Annotated in this window: 16 protein-coding genes; 8 read left to right on the plus strand and 8 right to left on the minus strand. The window is 72.4% G+C overall.

Features of this window, described 5'->3' with window-relative positions:
* From ABFY07_RS37655 to ABFY07_RS37665, 3 genes are all read left to right on the plus strand, one after another.
* A partial coding sequence (locus ABFY07_RS37655; RefSeq protein ID WP_428837076.1) for an ABC transporter permease occupies positions 1–916 on the plus strand: 916 nt, incomplete at its 5' end.
* Between the two features lie 11 nt (positions 917–927).
* Positions 928–2,007, plus strand: a complete 1,080-nt coding sequence (locus ABFY07_RS37660; protein WP_346178796.1) for an ABC transporter ATP-binding protein — start codon at positions 928–930, stop codon at positions 2,005–2,007.
* Positions 1,979–3,049, plus strand: a complete 1,071-nt coding sequence (locus tag ABFY07_RS37665; protein WP_346178797.1) for an ABC transporter ATP-binding protein — start codon at positions 1,979–1,981, stop codon at positions 3,047–3,049. Before ABFY07_RS37660 ends, ABFY07_RS37665 begins: the two co-directional genes overlap by 29 nt.
* A 49-nt stretch (positions 3,050–3,098) precedes the next feature.
* Here the strand turns inward: ABFY07_RS37665 and ABFY07_RS37670 are convergent, their stop codons facing one another.
* The 6 genes from ABFY07_RS37670 to ABFY07_RS37695 all read right to left on the minus strand — a co-directional run bounded on the left by ABFY07_RS37670 (position 3,099) and on the right by ABFY07_RS37695 (position 9,730).
* Positions 3,099–3,479 (minus strand): cupin domain-containing protein, encoded by a 381-nt coding sequence (locus ABFY07_RS37670; RefSeq protein ID WP_346178825.1) that lies wholly within the window; start codon positions 3,477–3,479, stop codon positions 3,099–3,101.
* Between the two features lie 45 nt (positions 3,480–3,524).
* On the minus strand, positions 3,525–4,634 hold the full coding sequence (locus ABFY07_RS37675; protein ID WP_346178798.1) for an ABC transporter ATP-binding protein: 1,110 nt from the start codon (positions 4,632–4,634) through the stop codon (positions 3,525–3,527).
* Positions 4,635–4,646: 12 nt separating this feature from the next.
* Positions 4,647–5,708 carry an ABC transporter ATP-binding protein gene (locus tag ABFY07_RS37680; RefSeq protein ID WP_346178799.1) on the minus strand — a complete coding sequence of 354 codons (1,062 nt, stop codon included), beginning with the start codon at positions 5,706–5,708 and terminating at the stop codon, positions 4,647–4,649.
* Positions 5,709–5,721: 13 nt separating this feature from the next.
* Positions 5,722–6,699: an ABC transporter permease gene (locus ABFY07_RS37685; protein ID WP_065964089.1), complete on the minus strand. Its 978-nt coding sequence runs from the start codon at positions 6,697–6,699 to the stop codon at positions 5,722–5,724.
* Between the two features lie 174 nt (positions 6,700–6,873).
* Positions 6,874–8,676, minus strand: coding sequence for an ABC transporter substrate-binding protein (locus tag ABFY07_RS37690; RefSeq protein WP_346178800.1), 1,803 nt, complete (start codon positions 8,674–8,676; stop codon positions 6,874–6,876).
* 16 nt (positions 8,677–8,692) lie between these two features.
* The gene (locus ABFY07_RS37695) at positions 8,693–9,730 is read right to left on the minus strand and encodes an ABC transporter permease (RefSeq protein WP_076970783.1); all 1,038 of its coding nucleotides are present in this window, start codon (positions 9,728–9,730) and stop codon (positions 8,693–8,695) included.
* Positions 9,731–10,212: 482 nt separating this feature from the next.
* Here ABFY07_RS37695 and ABFY07_RS37700 point away from each other — a divergent pair, with 482 nt between their 5' ends.
* On the plus strand, positions 10,213–11,403 hold the full coding sequence (locus ABFY07_RS37700) for a hypothetical protein (protein WP_346178801.1): 1,191 nt from the start codon (positions 10,213–10,215) through the stop codon (positions 11,401–11,403).
* An 18-nt stretch (positions 11,404–11,421) separates the two neighbouring features.
* On the opposite strand, the gene ABFY07_RS37705 is transcribed toward ABFY07_RS37700, so the two are convergent.
* Entirely contained in the window at positions 11,422–13,608 is a 2,187-nt protein-coding gene (locus tag ABFY07_RS37705) for a S9 family peptidase (RefSeq protein ID WP_346178802.1), read from the minus strand.
* Positions 13,609–13,869: 261 nt separating this feature from the next.
* On the opposite strand from ABFY07_RS37705, the gene ABFY07_RS37710 reads away from it, so the two are divergent.
* The 4 genes from ABFY07_RS37710 to ABFY07_RS37725 all read left to right on the plus strand — a co-directional run bounded on the left by ABFY07_RS37710 (position 13,870) and on the right by ABFY07_RS37725 (position 17,746).
* Complete coding sequence (locus tag ABFY07_RS37710; protein ID WP_065964097.1) at positions 13,870–14,064, plus strand: hypothetical protein; 195 nt, start codon at positions 13,870–13,872, stop codon at positions 14,062–14,064.
* A gap of 48 nt (positions 14,065–14,112) precedes the next feature.
* The gene (mshB, locus tag ABFY07_RS37715) at positions 14,113–15,018 is read left to right on the plus strand and encodes an N-acetyl-1-D-myo-inositol-2-amino-2-deoxy-alpha-D-glucopyranoside deacetylase (RefSeq protein WP_065964098.1); all 906 of its coding nucleotides are present in this window, start codon (positions 14,113–14,115) and stop codon (positions 15,016–15,018) included.
* Positions 15,015–15,383 carry a DUF6113 family protein gene (locus ABFY07_RS37720; RefSeq protein WP_346178803.1) on the plus strand — a complete coding sequence of 123 codons (369 nt, stop codon included), beginning with the start codon at positions 15,015–15,017 and terminating at the stop codon, positions 15,381–15,383. Before mshB ends, ABFY07_RS37720 begins: the two co-directional genes overlap by 4 nt.
* A gap of 173 nt (positions 15,384–15,556) precedes the next feature.
* Positions 15,557–17,746, plus strand: a complete 2,190-nt coding sequence (locus ABFY07_RS37725; RefSeq protein WP_346178804.1) for a peptidoglycan binding domain-containing protein — start codon at positions 15,557–15,559, stop codon at positions 17,744–17,746.
* Between the two features lie 144 nt (positions 17,747–17,890).
* Here the strand turns inward: ABFY07_RS37725 and ABFY07_RS37730 are convergent, their stop codons facing one another.
* Positions 17,891–18,730 carry a transglutaminase family protein gene (locus ABFY07_RS37730; RefSeq protein WP_346178805.1) on the minus strand — a complete coding sequence of 280 codons (840 nt, stop codon included), beginning with the start codon at positions 18,728–18,730 and terminating at the stop codon, positions 17,891–17,893.
* Positions 18,731–18,736 lie beyond the last annotated feature (6 nt).

Here is an 18,736-nt window from a genome sequence, read left to right on the forward strand (position 1 = left end):
GGCCGTGCCCGCCGGCCGGCGCGGAGGCGGCCCGGCCCCGGCGCGGGGCCGGGCGGCCGGACCCGCCGCCGCGCCGCGCGGCCTGTGGTCCGACGCCTGGCGGGACCTGCGCCGCAACCCGGTCTTCGTGGCCTCCGCCCTGATCATCCTCTTCCTGGTGCTGATCGCGATCTGGCCGCAGCTGATCACGGACGGAAATCCGTACCGCGGCGACCTGGCCAAGGCCCAGGACGGCCCGGCGCCCGGCCACCCCTTCGGCTACGACCTCCAGGGCCGCGACGTCTACACCCGCACCGTCTACGGGGCCCGCGCCTCCATCACCGTCGGCATCTGCGCCACCGCGGGCGCGGCCCTGCTCGGCAGCGTGCTCGGCGGGCTGGCCGGGTACTACGGCGGCTGGTGGGACGCCCTGCTGTCGCGGATCGCCGACGTCTTCTTCGGCATCCCGATCCTGCTGGGCGGCCTGGTGTTCCTGTCCGTGGTCACCAGCGGCTCGGTGTGGCCGGTGGTCGGCTTCATCGTGCTGCTGGGCTGGCCCCAGATCTCCCGCATCGCGCGCGGGGCCGTCCTGACCGCGAAACGGCACGACTACGTCCAGGCGGCGCGGGCGCTGGGCGCGAGCGACCTGCGGACGCTGCTGCGGCACATCGCGCCCAACGCCGTGGCCCCCGTGATCGTCGTCGCCACCATCGCGCTCGGCACGTACATCGCGCTGGAGGCGACGCTGTCCTTCCTCGGCGTGGGCCTCAAACCGCCCACCGTCTCCTGGGGGATCGACATCTCCTCCGCCTCCACCCAGATCCGCAACGCCCCGCACATGCTGCTGTGGCCCGCCGGGGCGCTGAGCGTCACCGTGCTGGCCTTCATCATGCTCGGCGACGCGGTGCGCGACGCGCTCGACCCGAAGCTGCGGTGAGGGGGCCGGGGATGAGCCGCGCGGACCGGGACGCAGAGCAGGACGCCGGGCAGGACGCCCAGGGGCCGCCCGCCGTGCCCCGGCTGCTGGAAATCCGGGATCTGCGGGTGGAATTCCGCACCCGGGACGGCGTCACCGAGGCGGTGAGCGGGGTGTCGTACGGCGTGGACGCGGGCCGGACCCTGGCGGTGCTGGGCGAGTCCGGCTCGGGCAAGTCGGTGACCGCCCAGGCCGTCATGGGCATTCTCGACTCCCCGCCCGCCCGGGTGACCGGCGGACGGATCCTCTTCCGGGGCCGGGACCTGCTGCGGATGGGCGAGGACGAGCGCCGCCGGGTGCGCGGCGCCAGGATGGCGATGATCTTCCAGGACGCGCTCTCCGCGCTGAACCCGGTGCTCTCGGTGGGCGCCCAGCTCGCCGAGATGTACGAGGTCCACCAGGGCCTGTCGCGCCGCGCCGCGCGCGCCAGGGCCGTCGAGCTGATGGACCGGGTGCGCATCCCGGCGGCCAAGGAGCGGGCCGGGGACTATCCGCACCAGTTCTCCGGCGGGATGCGCCAGCGCATCATGATCGCCATGGCGCTGGCGCTGGAGCCGGACCTGATCATCGCCGACGAGCCGACGACCGCGCTGGACGTGACCGTCCAGGCCCAGGTCATGGACCTGCTCGCGGAGCTGCGGCGCGAGATGGACATGGGCCTGATCCTGATCACCCATGACCTGGGCGTGGTCGCCGACGTGGCCGACACGATCGCGGTGATGTACGCCGGCCGGATCGTGGAGACCGCGCCCGTGCGTGACCTGTACCGACGCCCGGCCCACCCGTACACCCGAGGGCTGCTGGACTCGGTCCCGCGCCTGGACGGCGGGGGCCGGGAGCTGTACGCGATCAAGGGGCTGCCGCCCGGCCCGGCGGACCTCCCGCCCGGCTGCCCCTTCGCCCCGCGCTGCCCCCGCGCCCAGGACGTCTGCCGCGCCGAGAGGCCGCCGCTGTACGAGGTGGCATGCGGGGACGCGCCCGTGCGGCGGGCCAGCGCCTGCCACTTCTGGAAGGACGAGCTGGATGCCCGCGACCCCATCGCCGCCCCCTGAGCCCGCCGCCGAGCCCGGCGCTCCCCTCCTGGAGGTGCGCGACCTCACCAAGGTCTACCCGCTGACCCAGGGGGTCCTCGTCAAGCGCCAGGTCGGCGCGGTCAGGGCCGTCGACGGGGTCTCCTTCGACCTGCGGCGCGGCGAGACCCTCGGCGTCGTCGGCGAGTCGGGCTGCGGCAAGTCGACCCTCGCCAGGCTGCTGGTCACCCTGGAGCAGCCGACCGCGGGGGAGATCCGCTACCGGGGCGAGGACATCACCAGGCTGTCGGGGCGGGCCCTGAAGGCCGTCCGGCGCAACATCCAGATGGTGTTCCAGGACCCGTACACCTCGCTGAACCCCCGGATGACGGTGGGCGACATCATCGGTGAGCCCTTCGAGATCCACCCCGAGGTGGCCCCGAAGGGCGACCGGCGCCGCAAGGTGCGGGAACTCCTGGACGTGGTGGGGCTCAACCCGGAGTACATCAACCGCTATCCGCACCAGTTCTCCGGCGGTCAGCGCCAGCGCATCGGCATCGCGCGCGGCCTGGCCCTCAACCCGGAGATCATCATCTGCGACGAGCCGGTCTCCGCGCTGGATGTGTCGGTGCAGGCCCAGGTCGTCAATCTGCTGGCCCGGCTCCAGGAGGAGTTCGCGCTCTCGTACCTCTTCATCGCGCACGACCTGTCCGTGGTCCGCCATATCTCCGACCGGGTGGCCGTGATGTATCTGGGCCGCTTCGCCGAGACGGGCACCGGACCCCAGATCTACGACCACCCCACCCACCCGTACACCCAGGCCCTGCTGTCCGCCGTCCCGGTCCCCGACCCCGACTCCCACCGGGGCCGCGAGCGCATCATCCTGGCCGGAGACGTGCCCTCCCCGGCCGACCCGCCGTCCGGCTGCCGCTTCCGCACCCGTTGCTGGAGGGCCCGGGACAAGTGCGCCAAGGAGGTCCCCCTCCTGGCCGTCCCCGAGCGCTTCGCCGGCGCGGACACACCGGCGGCGCACGAGTCGGCGTGTCATTTCGCCGAGGAGCGCCTGGCCGCGCCGAGCCGCTGACCGCCGCCGCTCAGCCGCGCGCCAGCCGCTCCCGTCCGCCGTCCGCCCGTCAGCCGCGGGGCTCCGCCGCCTCCACCGCATAGCCGGGTACGGACGGCCAGCGCACCGTCAGCACCACCGACTCCTCCTCCGCGACCCAGGAGTGGTCGACCCCGCGCCCCCACACCACGTAGTCGCCCTGCTGCTCCAGCAGCACGCTGCGGCCGGGCAGCTCCACGCGGAAGCGGCCGCTGATGAGGACCAGCAGGGCCGTTCTCTCCTCGCCCCTCACCCACTCGGCCCGCTCGTCACCCGGGGGGTGGACGCCCCACTTGATCTCCACGGCGTCGCTGTGGCGGGGGTCGCCGGCGTCCTTGAAGTGCCCGAGGAGCCAGCCCCGGTCCAGCGCCGCGTCCTTGCCCGCGTTCCCCACGTACACGGTCTCGTTCACGTTGTCGTTCACGCTGTCGTTCACAGACGCGGACGCTAGCAGCTCTCAGTCCTTGTGGATGTCCTCGGCGGCTATCAGGGCCGGGTCGAGGATCACGTCCTCCTCGCGGGCCGCGACGCTCGGGGCCTCGGGGAAGTGGCAGGCGGACAGATGGCCCTCGTGGTTGCCCTCGAGGCGGACCAGCGGGGGCTCCTCGCGAGCGCACTTGTCCTGGGCCTTCCAGCAGCGGGTGCGGAAGCGGCAGCCGGAGGGCGGGTTGATCGGGGAGGGCACGTCGCCGGCGAGGCGGATCCGCTCGCGGCGGGCTATGTCGCCCCCGTCCGGGTCCTCACTCAGCAGGACCGGCTCGGGCACCGCCGAGAGCAGGGCGTGGGTGTAGGGATGGCGGGGTCGGTGGTAGATGGAGTCACGGTCGCCCACCTCCACGATCTTGCCGAGGTACATGACCGCGACGCGCTGCGAGAAGTGGCGCACGACGGCGAGGTCATGGGCGATGAACAGGAAGGCGATGCCCAGCTCGCGGCGGAGCTCCTGGAGAAGGTTGACGACCTGGGCCTGGATGGAGACGTCGAGCGCGGAGACCGGCTCGTCGGCGACGATCAGCTTGGGTTCGAGGGCCAGCGCGCGGGCCACCCCGATGCGCTGGCGCTGGCCGCCGGAGAACTCGTGGGGGAAGCGGTTGTAGTGCTCGGGGTTCAGGCCGACGGTCTCCAGCAGCTCCCGCACCCGGGCCTCGCGGCCGCCCGGCGGCTCGATGCCGTTGATCTCCATCGGGCCGGAGATGATCGCGCCCACGGTCTGCCGGGGGTTCAGCGAGGAGTACGGGTCCTGGAAGATCATCTGGATCTGGGAGCGGATCGGCGCCAGCTGTTTGCGGTCCGCGTGGGTGATGTCCTGGCCCTGATAGGTGATCGTCCCGCCGGTGGGCTCCAGCAGCCGGGTCAGCAGGCGGCCCGTGGTGGACTTGCCGCAGCCGGACTCGCCGACCAGGCCGAAGCTCTCGCCGGCCCGCACGGTCAGGTCGATGCCGTCCACCGCCTGGACCGCCCCGACCTTCCGCTTGAAGGGGAAGCCACCCATGATCGGGAAGTGTTTGGTGAGCTTCTCCGCGACCAGGAGGGGCTCCCCGGAGGCGGGCGACGCGTTGCTGCTCATGGTCGGGGACTCCTAGGACAGCCGGGGTTTGATCTGCTCGGTGAAGATGGTCTGATTGCGGTCGGCGGCCAGATGGCAGGCCGCGCCCCGCCCCGCGGGCAGCGTCGGGCGCTCGGTGGCGCAGCGGTCGCCCTCGACCTCCGCGGGATAGGCGCAGCGCGGGTGGAAGGGGCAGCCGGGCGGCGGGGCGAGGAGGCTGGGCGGGGCGCCGGGGATGGGGTTCAGCGGCTCGTCGACGGCGGAGGTCAGGCGCGGCATGGAGCCCAGCAGCCCCCAGGTGTACGGGTGCTGGGGGGACCGGAGCACCTCGCGGACCGTGCCGCGCTCCACGGCCCGGCCCGCGTACATGACCAGCAGGTCGTCGGCCGTGTTGGAGACCACGCCCAGGTCGTGGGTGATGAGGATGATCGCGGAGCCGAACTCCTGCTGCAGGTCCTTGAGCAGGTCGAGGATCTGGGCCTGGACGGTGACGTCCAGGGCGGTGGTCGGCTCGTCGGCGATGAGCAGGTCGGGGTCGCAGACCAGGGCCATGGCGATCATCGCGCGCTGCCGCATGCCGCCGGAGAACTGGTGCGGATAGTCGCGCACGCGCAGCTTGGGGTTGGGGATGCCGACCTTCTCGAGCATCTCGATCGCGCGGTCCCACGCCTCGCGCCGGGAGGCACCGGTGTGCTTGCGGTAGGGTTCGGCGATCTGGCGGCCGACGGTGTAGTAGGGCGAGAGGGCGGTGAGCGAGTCCTGGAAGATCATCGCCATCTTGTGGCCGCGCAGCTTCTCCAGGGTGCGCTCGGGCGCCCGGGTCAGCTCCTGGCCGTCCAGCCGGATCTCGCCGCGGATCTCGGTGGTGCGCGGGTCGTGCAGGCCCAGGACGGCGAGGTTGGTGACGGACTTGCCGGAGCCGGACTCGCCGACGATGCCGAGGGTGCGACCGCGCTCGAGCTCGAAGGACAGGCCGTCCACGGCTTTGACGACGCCGTCCTCGGTGGCGAAGCGCACGTACAGATCGCGCACGGACAGGAAGGCGTCGCCCGCGGCGGGCGCCGGGGCGGCCTCGGACTTGGTCAGGGTGGTCACGTCGGTCGTACTCCTAGGCGAGGCGCACGCGCGGGTCGATGACGGCGTACAGCGCGTCCACGATGATGTTGGCGATGACGATCGCCGTGCAGCTGAAGAGCATCACGCCCATCAGCATGGGGAGGTCCTTCTCGGTCACCGACTCCACCGCGAGCCGGCCGAGACCGTGCAGGGTGAAGGTGAACTCCGTGATCATCGCCCCGCCGAACAGCGAGCCGAGGTCGATGCCGACGATGGTGACGATGGGGGCGATCGCGCCGCGCCAGGCGTAGCGGAAGAAGACCGTGCGGCCCGACATGCCCTTGGCCCGCGCGGTGCGCACATGCTCCTCGCTGAGCTGCTCGACCATCTGGGAGCGCGTCATACGGCTGTAGTTGGCGATGAAGATGATGGAGAGCACCAGCCAGGGCAGCAGCAGCCCGCTGAACCACTTGGCCGGGTTCTCGGTGATCGGGTAGTACTCGGGCCGGTCGATCAGGCCCCAGCTGTCGACCAGCAGCCACAGCGCGATGACGCCGACGAAGTAGATCTGGAGGGAGTTGCCGATCAGCGACAGGGAGCTGAAGAACTTGTCGGTGAAGGTGCCCCGCCGGGCCGCCGCGATCATGCCGATGCCGACCCCGATGAGCAGGAAGACGGCGGCGCCGCCGACGGCGAGCGACAGCGTGGTCGGGTAGCGGTCCATGATGGTCTCCCAGACCGGCTGGGAGTTGGTGAAGGAGTACCCGAAGCAGGGGGCCGGGCAATGGCCGACCTCGAAGTCCCGGCCGGCGAAGATGCCCACCAGATAGTGCCAGTACTGGACGGGGACCGGCTCGTCCAGGCCCAGGTTCTTGTTGATGAGGGCGATGGCGTCCGGGCCGCAGTTCTTGCCGCAGGCCAGCTGCGCCGGTTCGGAGGGCAGCGCGAAGAAGCAGAAGAACGTGATCGCGCTGATCAGGAGGATGATGACGATCGCGCCGAGGGAGCGGCGTACGAGGAAACGAAGCATGGCGTCGCGGGTCTTCCGGTACGGGCGCCTTGGGCGACCAGGTCGGGATCGGACGGGCGGCGCCGTCCGTCACCCGCTCGGGGTGGCGGACAGCGTGCCCAGGGAGCTGGTGGAGCGCCACGCGGCGGGGCCGGCTGTGTCGGGACGAGGCTCCGCCGCGTGGCGTTCGCGGTGCTACTTCACATACACCCCGGTCGGGTTCGCGGTTCCGTATACCGGGTGGTAGGTGATGCCGCCGAGCCCCGAACCCCAGATGGACCACTGGCGGTTGTAGAAGAGCGGGACGCCGGGCACGTCGTCGGTGAGGATCTTGTTGGCGAGGGTGACCCACTCACCGGAGGCCTTCTCCACGTCCGCGATCTTCAGGATGCGGGCGATCTCGGCGTCCACCTTGCCGTCCTTGAGGTGCCAGTAGTTCTGCGAGCCGTCGGCGACGGCCTTGCTGTCGAACAGCTGCGGCACCACGGTGGAGCCGACCGGCCAGTCGGCGCCCCAGGAGACGCGGTAGATGTCGAAGCCGTTGTCGACCTTGGCGATCTCGGTGGTGTAGTTGTTGGAGTCGATCTCCTTGCGCTCCACCTTGAACCCGGCGGCCTTCAGGGCCTTGGCGACGACCAGCGAGACGTTCTGGTACTCGGTGGTGTTGGGGTAGGCGTAGACGATCTCCTGCCCCTCCTTGCCCGCCTCTTTCAGCAGCTGCCTGGCCTTCTTGATGTCGCCGCCCTCGTTGCCCTTCTTGGTCTTGCCGAAGGGGTCGAAGTCCTTCCAGCCGGCCAGGGAGGGGGCGACCAGGTTGCCCGCGACCTGCCCGGCCCGCTTGCCGCCGAACTGGCCCAGGATCTGGGCGTTGGGCATGGCGTAGGCGATGGCCTCCCGGACCTTCTTGTCCTTGATCCGGTCCATGTTGATGGCCATGTAGTCGACGTACGGCTGCACCTCGAGGAAGGTGCGCGACTTGGTGCCCGGGTCGTTGGCGACCTCCTCGCCGGCCTCCAGGGTCACCGCGTTGGTGAACGACATGGTCTGCTTGTCGCTGCCCCGGTCGGCCAGCAGCCGGCGGGCCGAGTCGGGCTCCTGGATGCCGAAGCGGATGTCGAACTTGTCCGGGTACTGGTGGCGGACCGGGTCCGTCTTGGGGTCCCACTCCGGGTTGCGCACCAGCGTCAGCGACTTGTCCGGGTTCAGCTTCTCGATCTTGTAGGGGCCGGAGGACACCGGGTGGTTGGTGTACTTGTCGCCGGTGTCCTTCTTGCCGTCGGAGGGCACCGCGCCGATGTTGGGCATGGCCACCGCGTAGGGGGTGTCCGCGTGCGGCTCCTTGAAGTGGAAGACGATCGTCTTGTCGTCGGGCGTGTCCAGTACGTCCTTGGGCAGGTGCTTGCCCTTGTAGGGGCCGTCGGGCAGCGCCTTGCGGAAGCTCTGGCCCTCGCCGGAGAGCCACTGCGGGATGTACAGCGGGCCGTCGGTGGCCCACTTGGCGTAGAGCCGCTCGACCGACTGCCGGACATCGGCGGAGGTGATCGGGGACCCGTCCTCGAACTTGAGGTTGTCCTTGAGCGTGTACGTCCAGGTCTTGCCGCCGTCCGAGGACTTGCCGGTGTCGGTGGCGAGGTCGCCGACGAGCTTGACCCGGCCCTTGGCGTCGATCTTGTAGCTGGTCAGCGACCGGTTGTAGAGCATCTGGACGGTCAGCATGTCGGCGTAGTAGATCTGCGCCGGGTCCAGGTAGGTGAAGGCGTCGCGTTGCAGGACGTTGACCGTCCCGCCCTTCTTGGCGCCCGGCACCTCGGGGGCCGGGCCCGCGGAGTCGGCCGCGGTGCCCAGCGAGTAGTTCTCGGCCCGGTTCTTGTCCGGCTTGTTCTCCAGGGGCTCGTCGCCACTTTTGCCCCCGCCGCTGCTGCAGGCGGAGAGCACGAGGGCCCCGATCGCCAGAGAGACGGCCGCCAGCCGCCCTCTGCCCCGCTGAGATGAGGTCATGTGTCGTTGCACCTGCCTAGCGCTTAGTCTTCGGATCGAATGCGTCCCGGACCGAGTCCCCGAGCAGGTTGAAGGCCACCACGAAGATCACCATGGCCACGCCCGGGAAGAACATGTACGTGATGTCGTTCTGGTAGTGCCGGGCTCCGGTGGCGAACATCCGTCCCCAGTCGGGGGTCGGTTCGACGAGCCCGACGCCGAGGAAGGAGAGCCCGGCCTCGGCGGTCACGAAGGTCGGCAGCATCAGCGTCGACTGCACCAGGATCGGCGTCCACAGATTCGGCAGCAGCTCCTTGCGGATGATCCGCCAGGGGGAGGCGCCGGTCACCTTGGCGGCCTCCACGAACTCCCGCTCGCGCAGGCTGAGCACCTGCCCGCGCAGCAGTCGCGCCAGGCCCATCCAGCCCAGCGCCCACTGGACCAGGATCAGGGTGATGACCCGCAGATACGTCGGCGTCTCCTTCTCCGGGCTGACGAAGAGCGAGTAGACGACCGGGGTGAAGGCCACGAAGGAGAGCTGGGCGGGGAAGGCCAGGAGCAGGTCGATGAAACGGCCCAGGAAGTAGTCGGTCCTGCCGCCCATGTAGCCGGCCGTGACGCCCACGACGATGCCGGTGATGGTGCACAGGATGGTGACGGCGACCGCGATCAGCAGTGACGTGCGTATGCCGTACAGGAGTTGGGTGAACACGTCCCGGCCGAGCTGGGGCTGCAGGCCGAACCAGAACTCGCCGTCGATGCCCCCGTTGGGCTTGATCGGGTAGTAGAACTCGTTGAGCAGCCCGGGCCGGTCGAGTCCGTAGGTGGTGTACGGGTCCTTGCCGTACAGCCAGGCGATCACCGGAGCGAGTAAGGCGATGAGGAAGAAGAAGATCACGACGTAGGCCGAAATCACGCCTGTCTTGTCGCGTTTGAAGCGCCGCCACATGAGCTGGCCGGGCGAGCGCCCCACCGGCGGGGCGCCCTCCTTGCCGACCTGGCCCGTCGGCTCGGCGTCCGGGCCCGGCACGGGGGCGTTCGCCCCGGCCGCGGCGGCCTGGGAAGGACTCGTCATCGCGTAGCGCCCCCCGCACTGATCGCTTGTGTGTCGCGCTTGTCTACTCGCGTCATGTCGCTGCCCGGTCGCCGATCGTGCGCGTCTCGGGATGAGCGGACTTTCGCAATCCTTGAACAGCCCAGTCAAGGGGCCAGCGGAAGCGGAAGGTGCCCACCGGGCAACCTTGAGCGAACATTTTGCAGATCGAGGTCCCGGCGTGCTTGACAGAGATCATCCGAGGGCGGCAAACGGTGAGCAACAGGCATCAACCGCGTTAACAGGCAAGCAACTTGGCCGACGCGAGACCGATATACGGACGCGTCAGGCTGAACTGCGTACGGCCGTGCGGGTGCCGTAGACCGGCCGGGGCGCGCCATGTCGCCCCGGCCGGTCGCCCACCCCGGCGGTGCCGGGGCGCGCCGGACCCTCCCGGGGTGCGCCGGCACATTGGTGGCGCCGGGACGGTTGATCGGGGGCCGGGGCGGGGCAAACCTACAGCCATGGGGCAGGGACGGATTCTCAACCGCGGGGCACGCGTCTTCGGCGCGCTGGTCTGCGCCGTGCTCGGGCTGATCTCACTGGCGTGGATCATCCGGGACTTCGACAAGGCCCACGAGGCCAGTCGCGTGTGGTGGGCCTGGGCCGGGATGCCGTACGGGATCCCCGGCGGCGTCTTCGGCTCCTCCCTCGCCGACCTGCTCCTGCTGGCCGTCTACGCGGTCGTCGGGATGACCGCGCTGCGCTCCCCGGCCGCCGGCGGGGCGCTGGCCTCGGCCGGCCTCGCGACGGTCGCGCTGCGCCTGCCCAGCCTGTGGAACCTGCCCGCCGACTGGATGCAGGGCATCCCCGGTGAACTGAAGACCCGCGCCCAGCTGAGCGCGTGGACGGCGGTCCTGCTCGGGGCCGCCCTGCTGGTCGTCGTGGCCGTCGGCCGGCGCCCGGCCGACGCGGCCGCCCCCGACCACGCCGTCCCGCCCGCCGACCGGCCGCCCGCCCGGCCCACATCCGGGGCCGGGGGGACGGCCGCGCTGTTCCTGGGGGCAGCCGCGGTCGTCGGGGGCGCCTGGCAGATCTACGCCGCCCAGAAGCAGGACTGGGACATCTACAAGCACCAGCTCACCGGCAAGTACATCTTCACCACGCTGCTCGCGCCGCCCAGCGCCTGGGCCGCCTGGACGGTGGCCCTGCTGGCCCTGGCGGCGGCCTTCGCGGCCCTCGGCCGGTCGGCGCCCGCCCGGCCGGTGGGGATGACGGCGGCGTTCCTGGTGCTGGGCTACGGCATCGCCACGCTCTCGCTGTACATCAAGTTCGACTTCGTGGACCACTTCGACGACCTGGCGACCGTCGGCCAACTCTCCGTACTGACCGCGTTCTTCGAGATCCTCGTCGGCCTGGTCGTCCTGATCGCGCTGGCCCAGCCCGGGGTCCCGGCCGACGGCGCGCCGCCCGCCGGGTGGGGACAGCCCGCGGCACCGCCGTACGGGGGCTACGGCGGCTACGGCGGCTACGGCGACTACGGCAACCAGGGTGGCGCGGACGGCGGTTACGGGGGCTACGGCGGCGCGGACGGCGGCTATGGCTACGGCCCGCCGCCCGCGAGCCCGCCCCCGCCCCCGGCGCCCCCCGCGACGCCGCCCACGGTCCCGCCGCCCCCCTCCTCGCCCCCGCCGCCGCCCCCGCCGGGCTGGTAGAGGCGGGGGCGCGCGGGCTCAGCTCACGCCCAGCGAGCGCCTCAGGAAGTCCACCTGCAGCAGGAGCAGGTTCTCGGCGACCTGCTCCTGGGGCGTCATGTGGGTCACCCCGGACAGCGGCAGCACCTCGTGTGGCCGCCCGGCGGCGAGCAGCGCGGAGGACAGGCGCAGGGCGTGCGCGACGACCACGTTGTCGTCCGCCAGGCCGTGGACGACCATCATCGGACGGTGCGGCTCCGCCGCGCCGGACAGTCCCTCGTCGGTCACCAGCGAGTTCTCGGCGTACACCTTCGGCTGCTCGTCGGGATGGCCGAGATACCGCTCGGTGTAGTGGGTGTCGTACAGCCGCAGATCGGTGACGGGGGCGCCCACGATGCCCGCGTGGAAGACGTCGGGGCGGCGCAGCACCGCCAGCGCGGCCAGATAGCCGCCGTACGACCAGCCCCGGATGGCGACCCGGGACAGGTCCAGCGGATAGCGCTCGGCCAGCGCCTCCAGCGCCTCGACCTGGTCCCGCAGCGTCACGGCCGCCAGGTCGTCGCGGACGGCCTTCTCCCAGGCGGGGGAGCGGCCGGGCGTGCCGCGGCCGTCGGCGACGATCACCGCGAACCCCTGGTCGGCGAACCACTGCGAGGTGAGGTGGGCGTTGTGGGCGGCCACCACGCGCTGGCCGTGCGGGCCGCCGTAGGGGTCCATGAGGACGGGCAGCGGCCCGTCCCCCTCACTGTGGCCGTACGGCAGCAGCACCGCGCAGGGGATGTCGCGCTCGCCCGCGAAGACCAGGTGCGGGCGGGCGGTGATGACGGGCCGCTCGGCGTGCGAGGGGATCTCCGCGAGGCGGTCGGCCGAGCCGTCGGCGGCGGGCCTGAGCACCTCCACCGTCGCGCCGGGCCGGTCGAGCCCGGCGTACGACAGGACGACGACCTCGCCGCCGCGCACGGCCGAGGACACGGCCGGGTGGGGCCGCTCGCCCACCGGCTCCCAGCCGCCCTGGTCCCCGCTGCCCCGGAACCAGGCGCGGAAGACGCCGATCTCGCCGGGCCCCTCGGGCAGGGCGGCGTCCGCGCCCGGCGAGGCGGAGAACAGCACGTCCTCGTCGCCGACGTCGAGCACGGAACGGACGTGCAGCGCCCCCGAGGTGAGCTTGCGGTCGCCGACCATCAGCACCCGGGCGCCGCCCTCGTCGGCGATGCGGACCAGCCGCCCGTCCGGCGTCCAGGACGGCACTCCAGGGAAAAGATCAAGCCAGACCGGGTCCTCGTCCACATGCACCGTGCGGGTGCGCCCGGTCGCGGTGTCCACGGCCAGATAGAGCTGGCTGCGCTGGTCGCGCGCCTGGACCAGCAGCAGCGGCGGGCCGTACGCGGACCAGTGCACCCGGGCCAGGTACGGATAGCGCCGCCGGTCCCACTCGATCTCCGTGCGCGACCCGTCCAGGCCCAGCAGCACCAGCCGCACCTCCGCGTTGTCGGTGCCCGCGGCCGGGTACGCGACCTCGGCGGGCCGCCGGTCGGGGTGCGCGGGGTCGGCGATCCACCACCTGCGCACCGGCGCCTCGTCGACCCGGGCGACCAGCAGCGCGTCGCTGTCCGGGGACCACCAGAAGCCGCGCGAGCGGTCCATCTCCTCGGCCGCGATGAACTCCGCGAGCCCATAGCTGACGGTGTCGCCCTCGGGCCGGGCCAGCGCCCGGTCGCCGCCGCCCCCGTCACCGCCCCCAGCCCCCTCGTCGAGGTCTCTTACGCGCAGCGCGCCCTGCGCCACATAGGCGATGCGGCGTCCGTCGGGTGACGGGCGCGGGTCGACCACCGGCCCGGGGGCGGGGAGTTCGCGGGTCACGCCGGCGCGCAACTCGGAGGCGAACAGCCGTCCCGAGAGTGTGAAAGCGGCCAATTCGACGGCCAGGTCGGTCGCGTAGCCGACGATCCCCGCCGAGCCCTCGCGGCTGCGCTCGCGGCGCGCCCGCTCCTCGGCGGACAACTCCTCCTCAGCGCCGCCGAGCAGGGCCGCCGGGTCCGCGGCGGGGTACTCCCGCCGCTCGGCGAGGTCGTACACCCACAGGAGATTGGCCCGATCGGTGCCGGAGCGGGAGCGCAGGAACACCACCCGCGAGTCGTCGGGCGCCACCGTGAAGGCCCTCGGCGCGCCGAGGGTGAAGCGCTGGGTGCGGGCGTGTTGCCGGGGGAACGAGAGCTGTCCGGTCATAGGGCGAGCGTACGGCTCCGCTCCGATTGCCCCCGGCATGTTCAGCCCGTGGCGGACGCGGAGCCCATGTCGTCGGATGTGGCGAGAATCAGGCCTGATGACGAGGCCGACGGTGCGAACAGGCATGCGCCCCTGTCATGCTCCCGTGCACCGAGTCGTGCGCACGGGCCCATAGTTATGATCGATTGCGCATAGTGGGTAGGCCCCCTGTGGCATGAATATGTCGTCCGTTCGAGCGCGTGTACCTGGAGGTGAGCCGCTGTGGCGCTCTCGATTTCGTTGGTCGTGCTGCTGCTGATCATCGTCGTCATGCTCGTCCAGAAGGCTGGGCTGAAGTCGGGGCACGCACTCCTCTGTGTGCTGCTCGGCTTCTACCTCGCCAGTTCCTCGATCGCCCCGACGATCGACGACCTCACGACGAACGTGGCGAACATGATCGGAGATGTCGACCTCTGATCCATGGCTGACCCGCGGCTCAGGCCGCGGGGCTCGTAGGCTGTGCCCATGACCCCGGTCCTTCCCGCCCGTCGCCTGCTTCTGGTACACGCACATCCGGACGACGAGTCGATCAACAACGGCGCGACCATGGCCAAGTACGCCTCCGAGGGCGCCCACGTCACCCTGGTGACCTGCACGCTCGGCGAGGAGGGCGAGGTCATCCCGCCCGCCCTGGCGCACCTCGCCGCCGACCGCGACGACGCGCTCGGCGCCCACAGGGTGGGCGAACTCGCCGTGGCGATGAAGGCGTTGGGGGTCAGCGATCACCGCTTCCTGGGCGGGCCCGGCCGGTACCGCGACTCCGGGATGATGGGCGCCCCGCAGAACGCCCGCCCGGAGTGCTTCTGGCGGGCGGACGTCGACGAGGCGGCCGCCCACCTGGTCGAGGTGATCCGCGAGGTGCGCCCGCAGGTCCTGGTCGCCTACGACCCGCACGGGGGCTATGGCCACCCCGACCACATCCAGGCCCACCGCGTCGCCATGCGCGCCGCCGAGCTGGCCGCGGAGCCGGTCTACCGCCGGGACCTGGGCGACCCCCACGAGATCGCCAAGGTCTACTGGAACTGCGTCCCGCGCTCGGAGCTCGAGGAGGGCTTCGCCCGGCTGCGCGCCGCGGGCGCGGACGCCCCCTTCCCGGGGATCGCCTCGGCCGGCGATGTGCCGGGGGTGGTCGACGACGACCGGGTGACGGCCACGGTGGACGGCTCCGCCCACGCCGAGGCGAAGGCGGAGGCCATGCGGGCCCACGCCACCCAGATCGTGGTGGACGGGCCCTTCTTCGCGCTCTCGAACGATCTGGGTCAGCCGCTGTTCACCAGGGAGCACTATCTGCTCGTCAAGGGGCGGGCGGTGCCGCCGCCCGGCGCGGACCGGGGCCGCGAGGACGACCTGTTCGCCGGGGTGACGGCGTGAGGGCCGGGCGCGTGGCGGCGTATGTGCTGCTCGGAGTGGTGGGGGTGCTGGTCGCCGCCGCGGGCGCGCTGGTCCAAGCGGCCTGGTTCCCGGGCGGGTTGCTGCTCGCGCTCCTCGCGGTGGGTGCCCTCTGCTACGGCGGGGTCAAGGCCATGGGCACCCGGCTGGGCGGGGCGGTGCCGGCCGGGGCGTGGGTGATCGCGGTGCTGTTCCTCACGGTGGCCCGTCCCGAGGGGGACTTCCTTTTCGGTGCCGGAGCGGGTTCGTATGCTTTTCTCCTGGGCGGAATGTTCGCCGGTGTGATGTGTGCCACGATGCCGAAGGTGTCGCAACCGGGCAGCGGCCCGGCCCGACTTGGTAAGTGACGTCACGTTTTCGCCGGGGCGTTCCCAGGACGGCGGGCGGCGCCCGCCGGTGCGCGGGCTGCGGCGATACAGCGGTCGTCAAGTGCGTGCCCGTGTGGCCCAGTAAGGTGGTGCCGCCGCCGAGCCGCCCGCGCGAGTCTGACGGGCGGCGGAGCTAACTGGGAGAACCTGCTTTGAGCCGTGAATCTGACAGTTCGTCCTCCGGGGCCCGGAAGGGCAGCGGCGCCGCCGCCTACCCGCCCGGCACCCCGCCGTACGGATCCCGCCAGTACCCGTCGCCGAACCCGACGCAGGAGGCCCGGCAGGGCGGTTCCGGCGACGGCGAGGCGCGTGCCGCGGCCAGGCCGGAGGAACCGAAGACCGAGACCACGCTGACGACCCGGATCAAGATCAACATCCCGGGCTCGCGACCCATCCCCCCGGTCGTCATGCGTACCCCCGTCGGCGAGGAGGGCGTGCCGGGCCCCCGGTCCGCCGACGACGCCGAGAGCGCCGGCGACGCCGCCCGGCCCGGCCCCGCCCCGGCGGCGGGCCCGGGAGCGGCCGGGGCGGCGCGCGGGGAGCACCCGGAGAAGCCGGAGAAGAAGGAGGAGCGGACCAGCGACTGGTTCGCGCCCCGCAAGCCCAAGGGCGGCGCCGCCACGACGGGCGGCTCGCCCCAGCCCCCGGCCCCGCCGTCCGGCGCCACGCAGTCCGGGCCCGTGCCGTCCGGGTCGGGGCCCTCCCGGACCGCGCCCGAGACCACGCAGCAGTTCCCCGTCGTCGCCGAGGCCACCCAGCCGATTCCGACGGTGGAGAGCGGGCAGCCGTTCCCGGGCTCCGACTTCTCCTCGCCGCAGACCACCCAGCAGTTCCCCGCCGTGTCGCAGGACGGCGGGCCGGGCGCCGACCTGCCGTACTTCACCGACACCCCGCAGGGCGGCTTCCCCAGCGCGCCGGAGCCCAGCGGCCCGACGACCGGCCCGGTCACCGGCGAGATGCGGCTGCCCACGCGGGCCCCGGGCGCCACCCGGCCGCCGGCCGCGGGCGGCGGCGGGGGCGCGGCGCAGCCGCCCACCCCGCCGAACGGCTCGCCGCTGTCCGGCAGCCTCGGCGCCACCACGGGCACGGGCCCCGCGCCGTCGTCCGGGCCGCTCGGCGGCCTCGGCGGCAAGCCGGGGCAGGACTCCGCGACGACCCCGCCGATCTTCCGCGACCCCGACCCGACCCCCGGCGGGGGCGCGCCGGCCGAGCATGTCTCCGGAGAGACGCTGGTCAGCGGCATCCCCGTCGTCCCGCCCACGGGCAACCGGCCCGGCTCGCCCTTCCCGCCCGCCGGGAGCGGCACCGACGCGCCCGCCCCGGCCGCCGAGGACCCCACCCCGCCGAGCGGCCCCAAGCCCCCCGCCGCCCCGGCGCCCGCCCGCCCCAAGAAGAAGGGGCGCTCCAAGCTGGTGATGGCCGTGGGCGCGCTCGTCGTCCTCGGCGGCATCGCCTACGGCGCGGGCCTGGTGATGAACCACGCCGACGTCCCGAACGGCACCACCGTGCTGGGCGTCGACATCGGCGGCACCTCCAAGGAGACGGCCGTCCAGAAGCTGGACACCGCGCTGGAGGGCCGTACCACCGCCCCGCTGAAGGTGTCCGTGGACGGCCAGCAGAAGGAGATCAAGCCGTCCGTCGCGGGCCTGACCCTGGACACCGAGGCCACGGTCCGCGGCGTCGCCGGCCGCGACTACAACCCGGTCACCGTGATCGGCTCGCTGTTCGGCGGCACCCACCAGGCCGAGCCCGTCGTCACGATCGACGAGGAGAAGCTCAAGGACGCGCTGGAGCGGCTCGCGGGCACCTCGGGCACGGCCCGCGAGGGCACGATCAAGTTCGAGCCCGGCAAGGCCGTCGCGGTGTACGGCAAGGCCGGCAAGGCGCTGGACGTCGACAAGGCGGTCGCGGCGGTGGACGAGGCGTTCCGGCAGCGGGCCGCCACCGGGCAGAACAAGGTCATCACCCTGCCCGTCGTCACCAAGCAGCCGCAGATCAGCAACGCCGAGGTGGACCGGAAGATGCGGACCTTCGCCAAGCCCGCGATGTCGGACCTGGTGAAGGTCCAGACGGACCCGGCGCACTCGCTGCCGCTGAGCCCGCAGAACTCGCTGTGGAAGGTCCTCTCCATGCGGGTGGTGGACGGCAAGCTGGTGGAGCACTACGACCTGAACGCCCTGAAGGAGCTGTACGGCGGCTTCTTCGACGGCGTGCTGGTCGAGCGCGGCAACGGCAGCAAGCAGCCCGTCGCCCCGACGGACGTCGCGGTGGCGCTGGCCAAGGCGCTGCAGGGCAAGACCCCGGCCGAGCGGATCGGGATCATCCAGACCAACGGCAACTGAGCCCGGCGCGTACCACGGCCCCCGCCCGGCACCGGGCGGGGGCCGTGGTACGCGCCCGTCGCCGTACGGGAGCCGTGGTGCCCGGTGCCGTACGAGGGCCGTGACACGCCTGGTGCCCGATGGGGCCGCGCGCGCCCGGCCCGCTCAGTTCAGCATCGCGCGGGCGGCCCGCGCCTGGCGCCGTACGGCCTCCGCCGCGTTCGGCTCCATCGCGGCCACCACCTCCGCGTACTGCTCCATCTCCTTCGCGCCGGCCACGAAGTCCCCACGCTCCACGAGCAGTTTGGCCCGCTCGTAGCGGAGCCGGGCCGGGTGGCTGGGCAGCAGCAGGGACAGCTCCACCGCCCAGAGCTGGACATCCGTACGCTCCGGGCGGGCGGCCGCCCAGGCGCGGATGTTGTTCAGGATCCGCAGCACGATCTCCAGCGGGGTGGCCGGGGCCAGTGCCGCCGGGGCCAGTGGGGTCCCCAGCGCGCCCGCCACCAGCAGCGCCGCGTCCTCGTCGGACAGCACCCGGCCGCCGTCGAAGGGGTCGGCCAGCACATGGCTCCCGTAGGGGTCGCCGAAGCCGACCACGAAGTGGCCCGGCAGCGCCACCCCGTACACCGGCGCGCCCGCCCGCCGCGCCACCTCCATCCAGACCACGGACAGCAGGATCGGCAGCCCGCGGCGCCGTCGCAGCACCTCGTGCAGTAGCGAGGACTCCAGCCGCCGGTAGTCGCCGGCGGAGCCGCGGAAGTCCAGCCGGTCCCCGAGCAGCCCGGCCAGCGCGGCGGCCCAGGCGTCGGGCGCGCCGGGGGAGTAGGGCACCAGACCGGCCAGCCGGTCCAGCTCGATCTGCGCGGCGTCGATTCCGTCCTCGTCCAGCTCCGGATCGGCTTCCTGGCCCACCAGCAGGCACAGCAGCGCCAGGTCGGGCCGCTCCTCGCGGGCCGCCTCGGCGAAGCGCCGGCGCCGGGCCGGGGTGTCGTTCATGCGTGGCATAGGTGC

The organism is Streptomyces sparsogenes subsp. cuspidosporus, from assembly GCF_039532705.1.
GTDB lineage: Bacteria > Actinomycetota > Actinomycetes > Streptomycetales > Streptomycetaceae > Streptomyces > Streptomyces sparsogenes.

Coding starts and splice junctions, on each gene's coding strand:
- ABFY07_RS37660 (WP_346178796.1), top strand. CDS start 928: ATGAGCCGCGCGGACCGGGACGCAGAGCAGGACGCCGGGCAGGACGCC.
- ABFY07_RS37665 (WP_346178797.1), top strand. CDS start 1,979: ATGCCCGCGACCCCATCGCCGCCCCCTGAGCCCGCCGCCGAGCCCGGC.
- ABFY07_RS37675 (WP_346178798.1), bottom strand. CDS start 4,634: ATGAGCAGCAACGCGTCGCCCGCCTCCGGGGAGCCCCTCCTGGTCGCG.
- ABFY07_RS37685 (WP_065964089.1), bottom strand. CDS start 6,699: ATGCTTCGTTTCCTCGTACGCCGCTCCCTCGGCGCGATCGTCATCATC.
- ABFY07_RS37690 (WP_346178800.1), bottom strand. CDS start 8,676: ATGACCTCATCTCAGCGGGGCAGAGGGCGGCTGGCGGCCGTCTCTCTG.
- ABFY07_RS37695 (WP_076970783.1), bottom strand. CDS start 9,730: ATGACGAGTCCTTCCCAGGCCGCCGCGGCCGGGGCGAACGCCCCCGTG.
- ABFY07_RS37700 (WP_346178801.1), top strand. CDS start 10,213: ATGGGGCAGGGACGGATTCTCAACCGCGGGGCACGCGTCTTCGGCGCG.
- ABFY07_RS37705 (WP_346178802.1), bottom strand. CDS start 13,608: ATGACCGGACAGCTCTCGTTCCCCCGGCAACACGCCCGCACCCAGCGC.
- mshB (WP_065964098.1), top strand. CDS start 14,113: ATGACCCCGGTCCTTCCCGCCCGTCGCCTGCTTCTGGTACACGCACAT.
- ABFY07_RS37730 (WP_346178805.1), bottom strand. CDS start 18,730: ATGCCACGCATGAACGACACCCCGGCCCGGCGCCGGCGCTTCGCCGAG.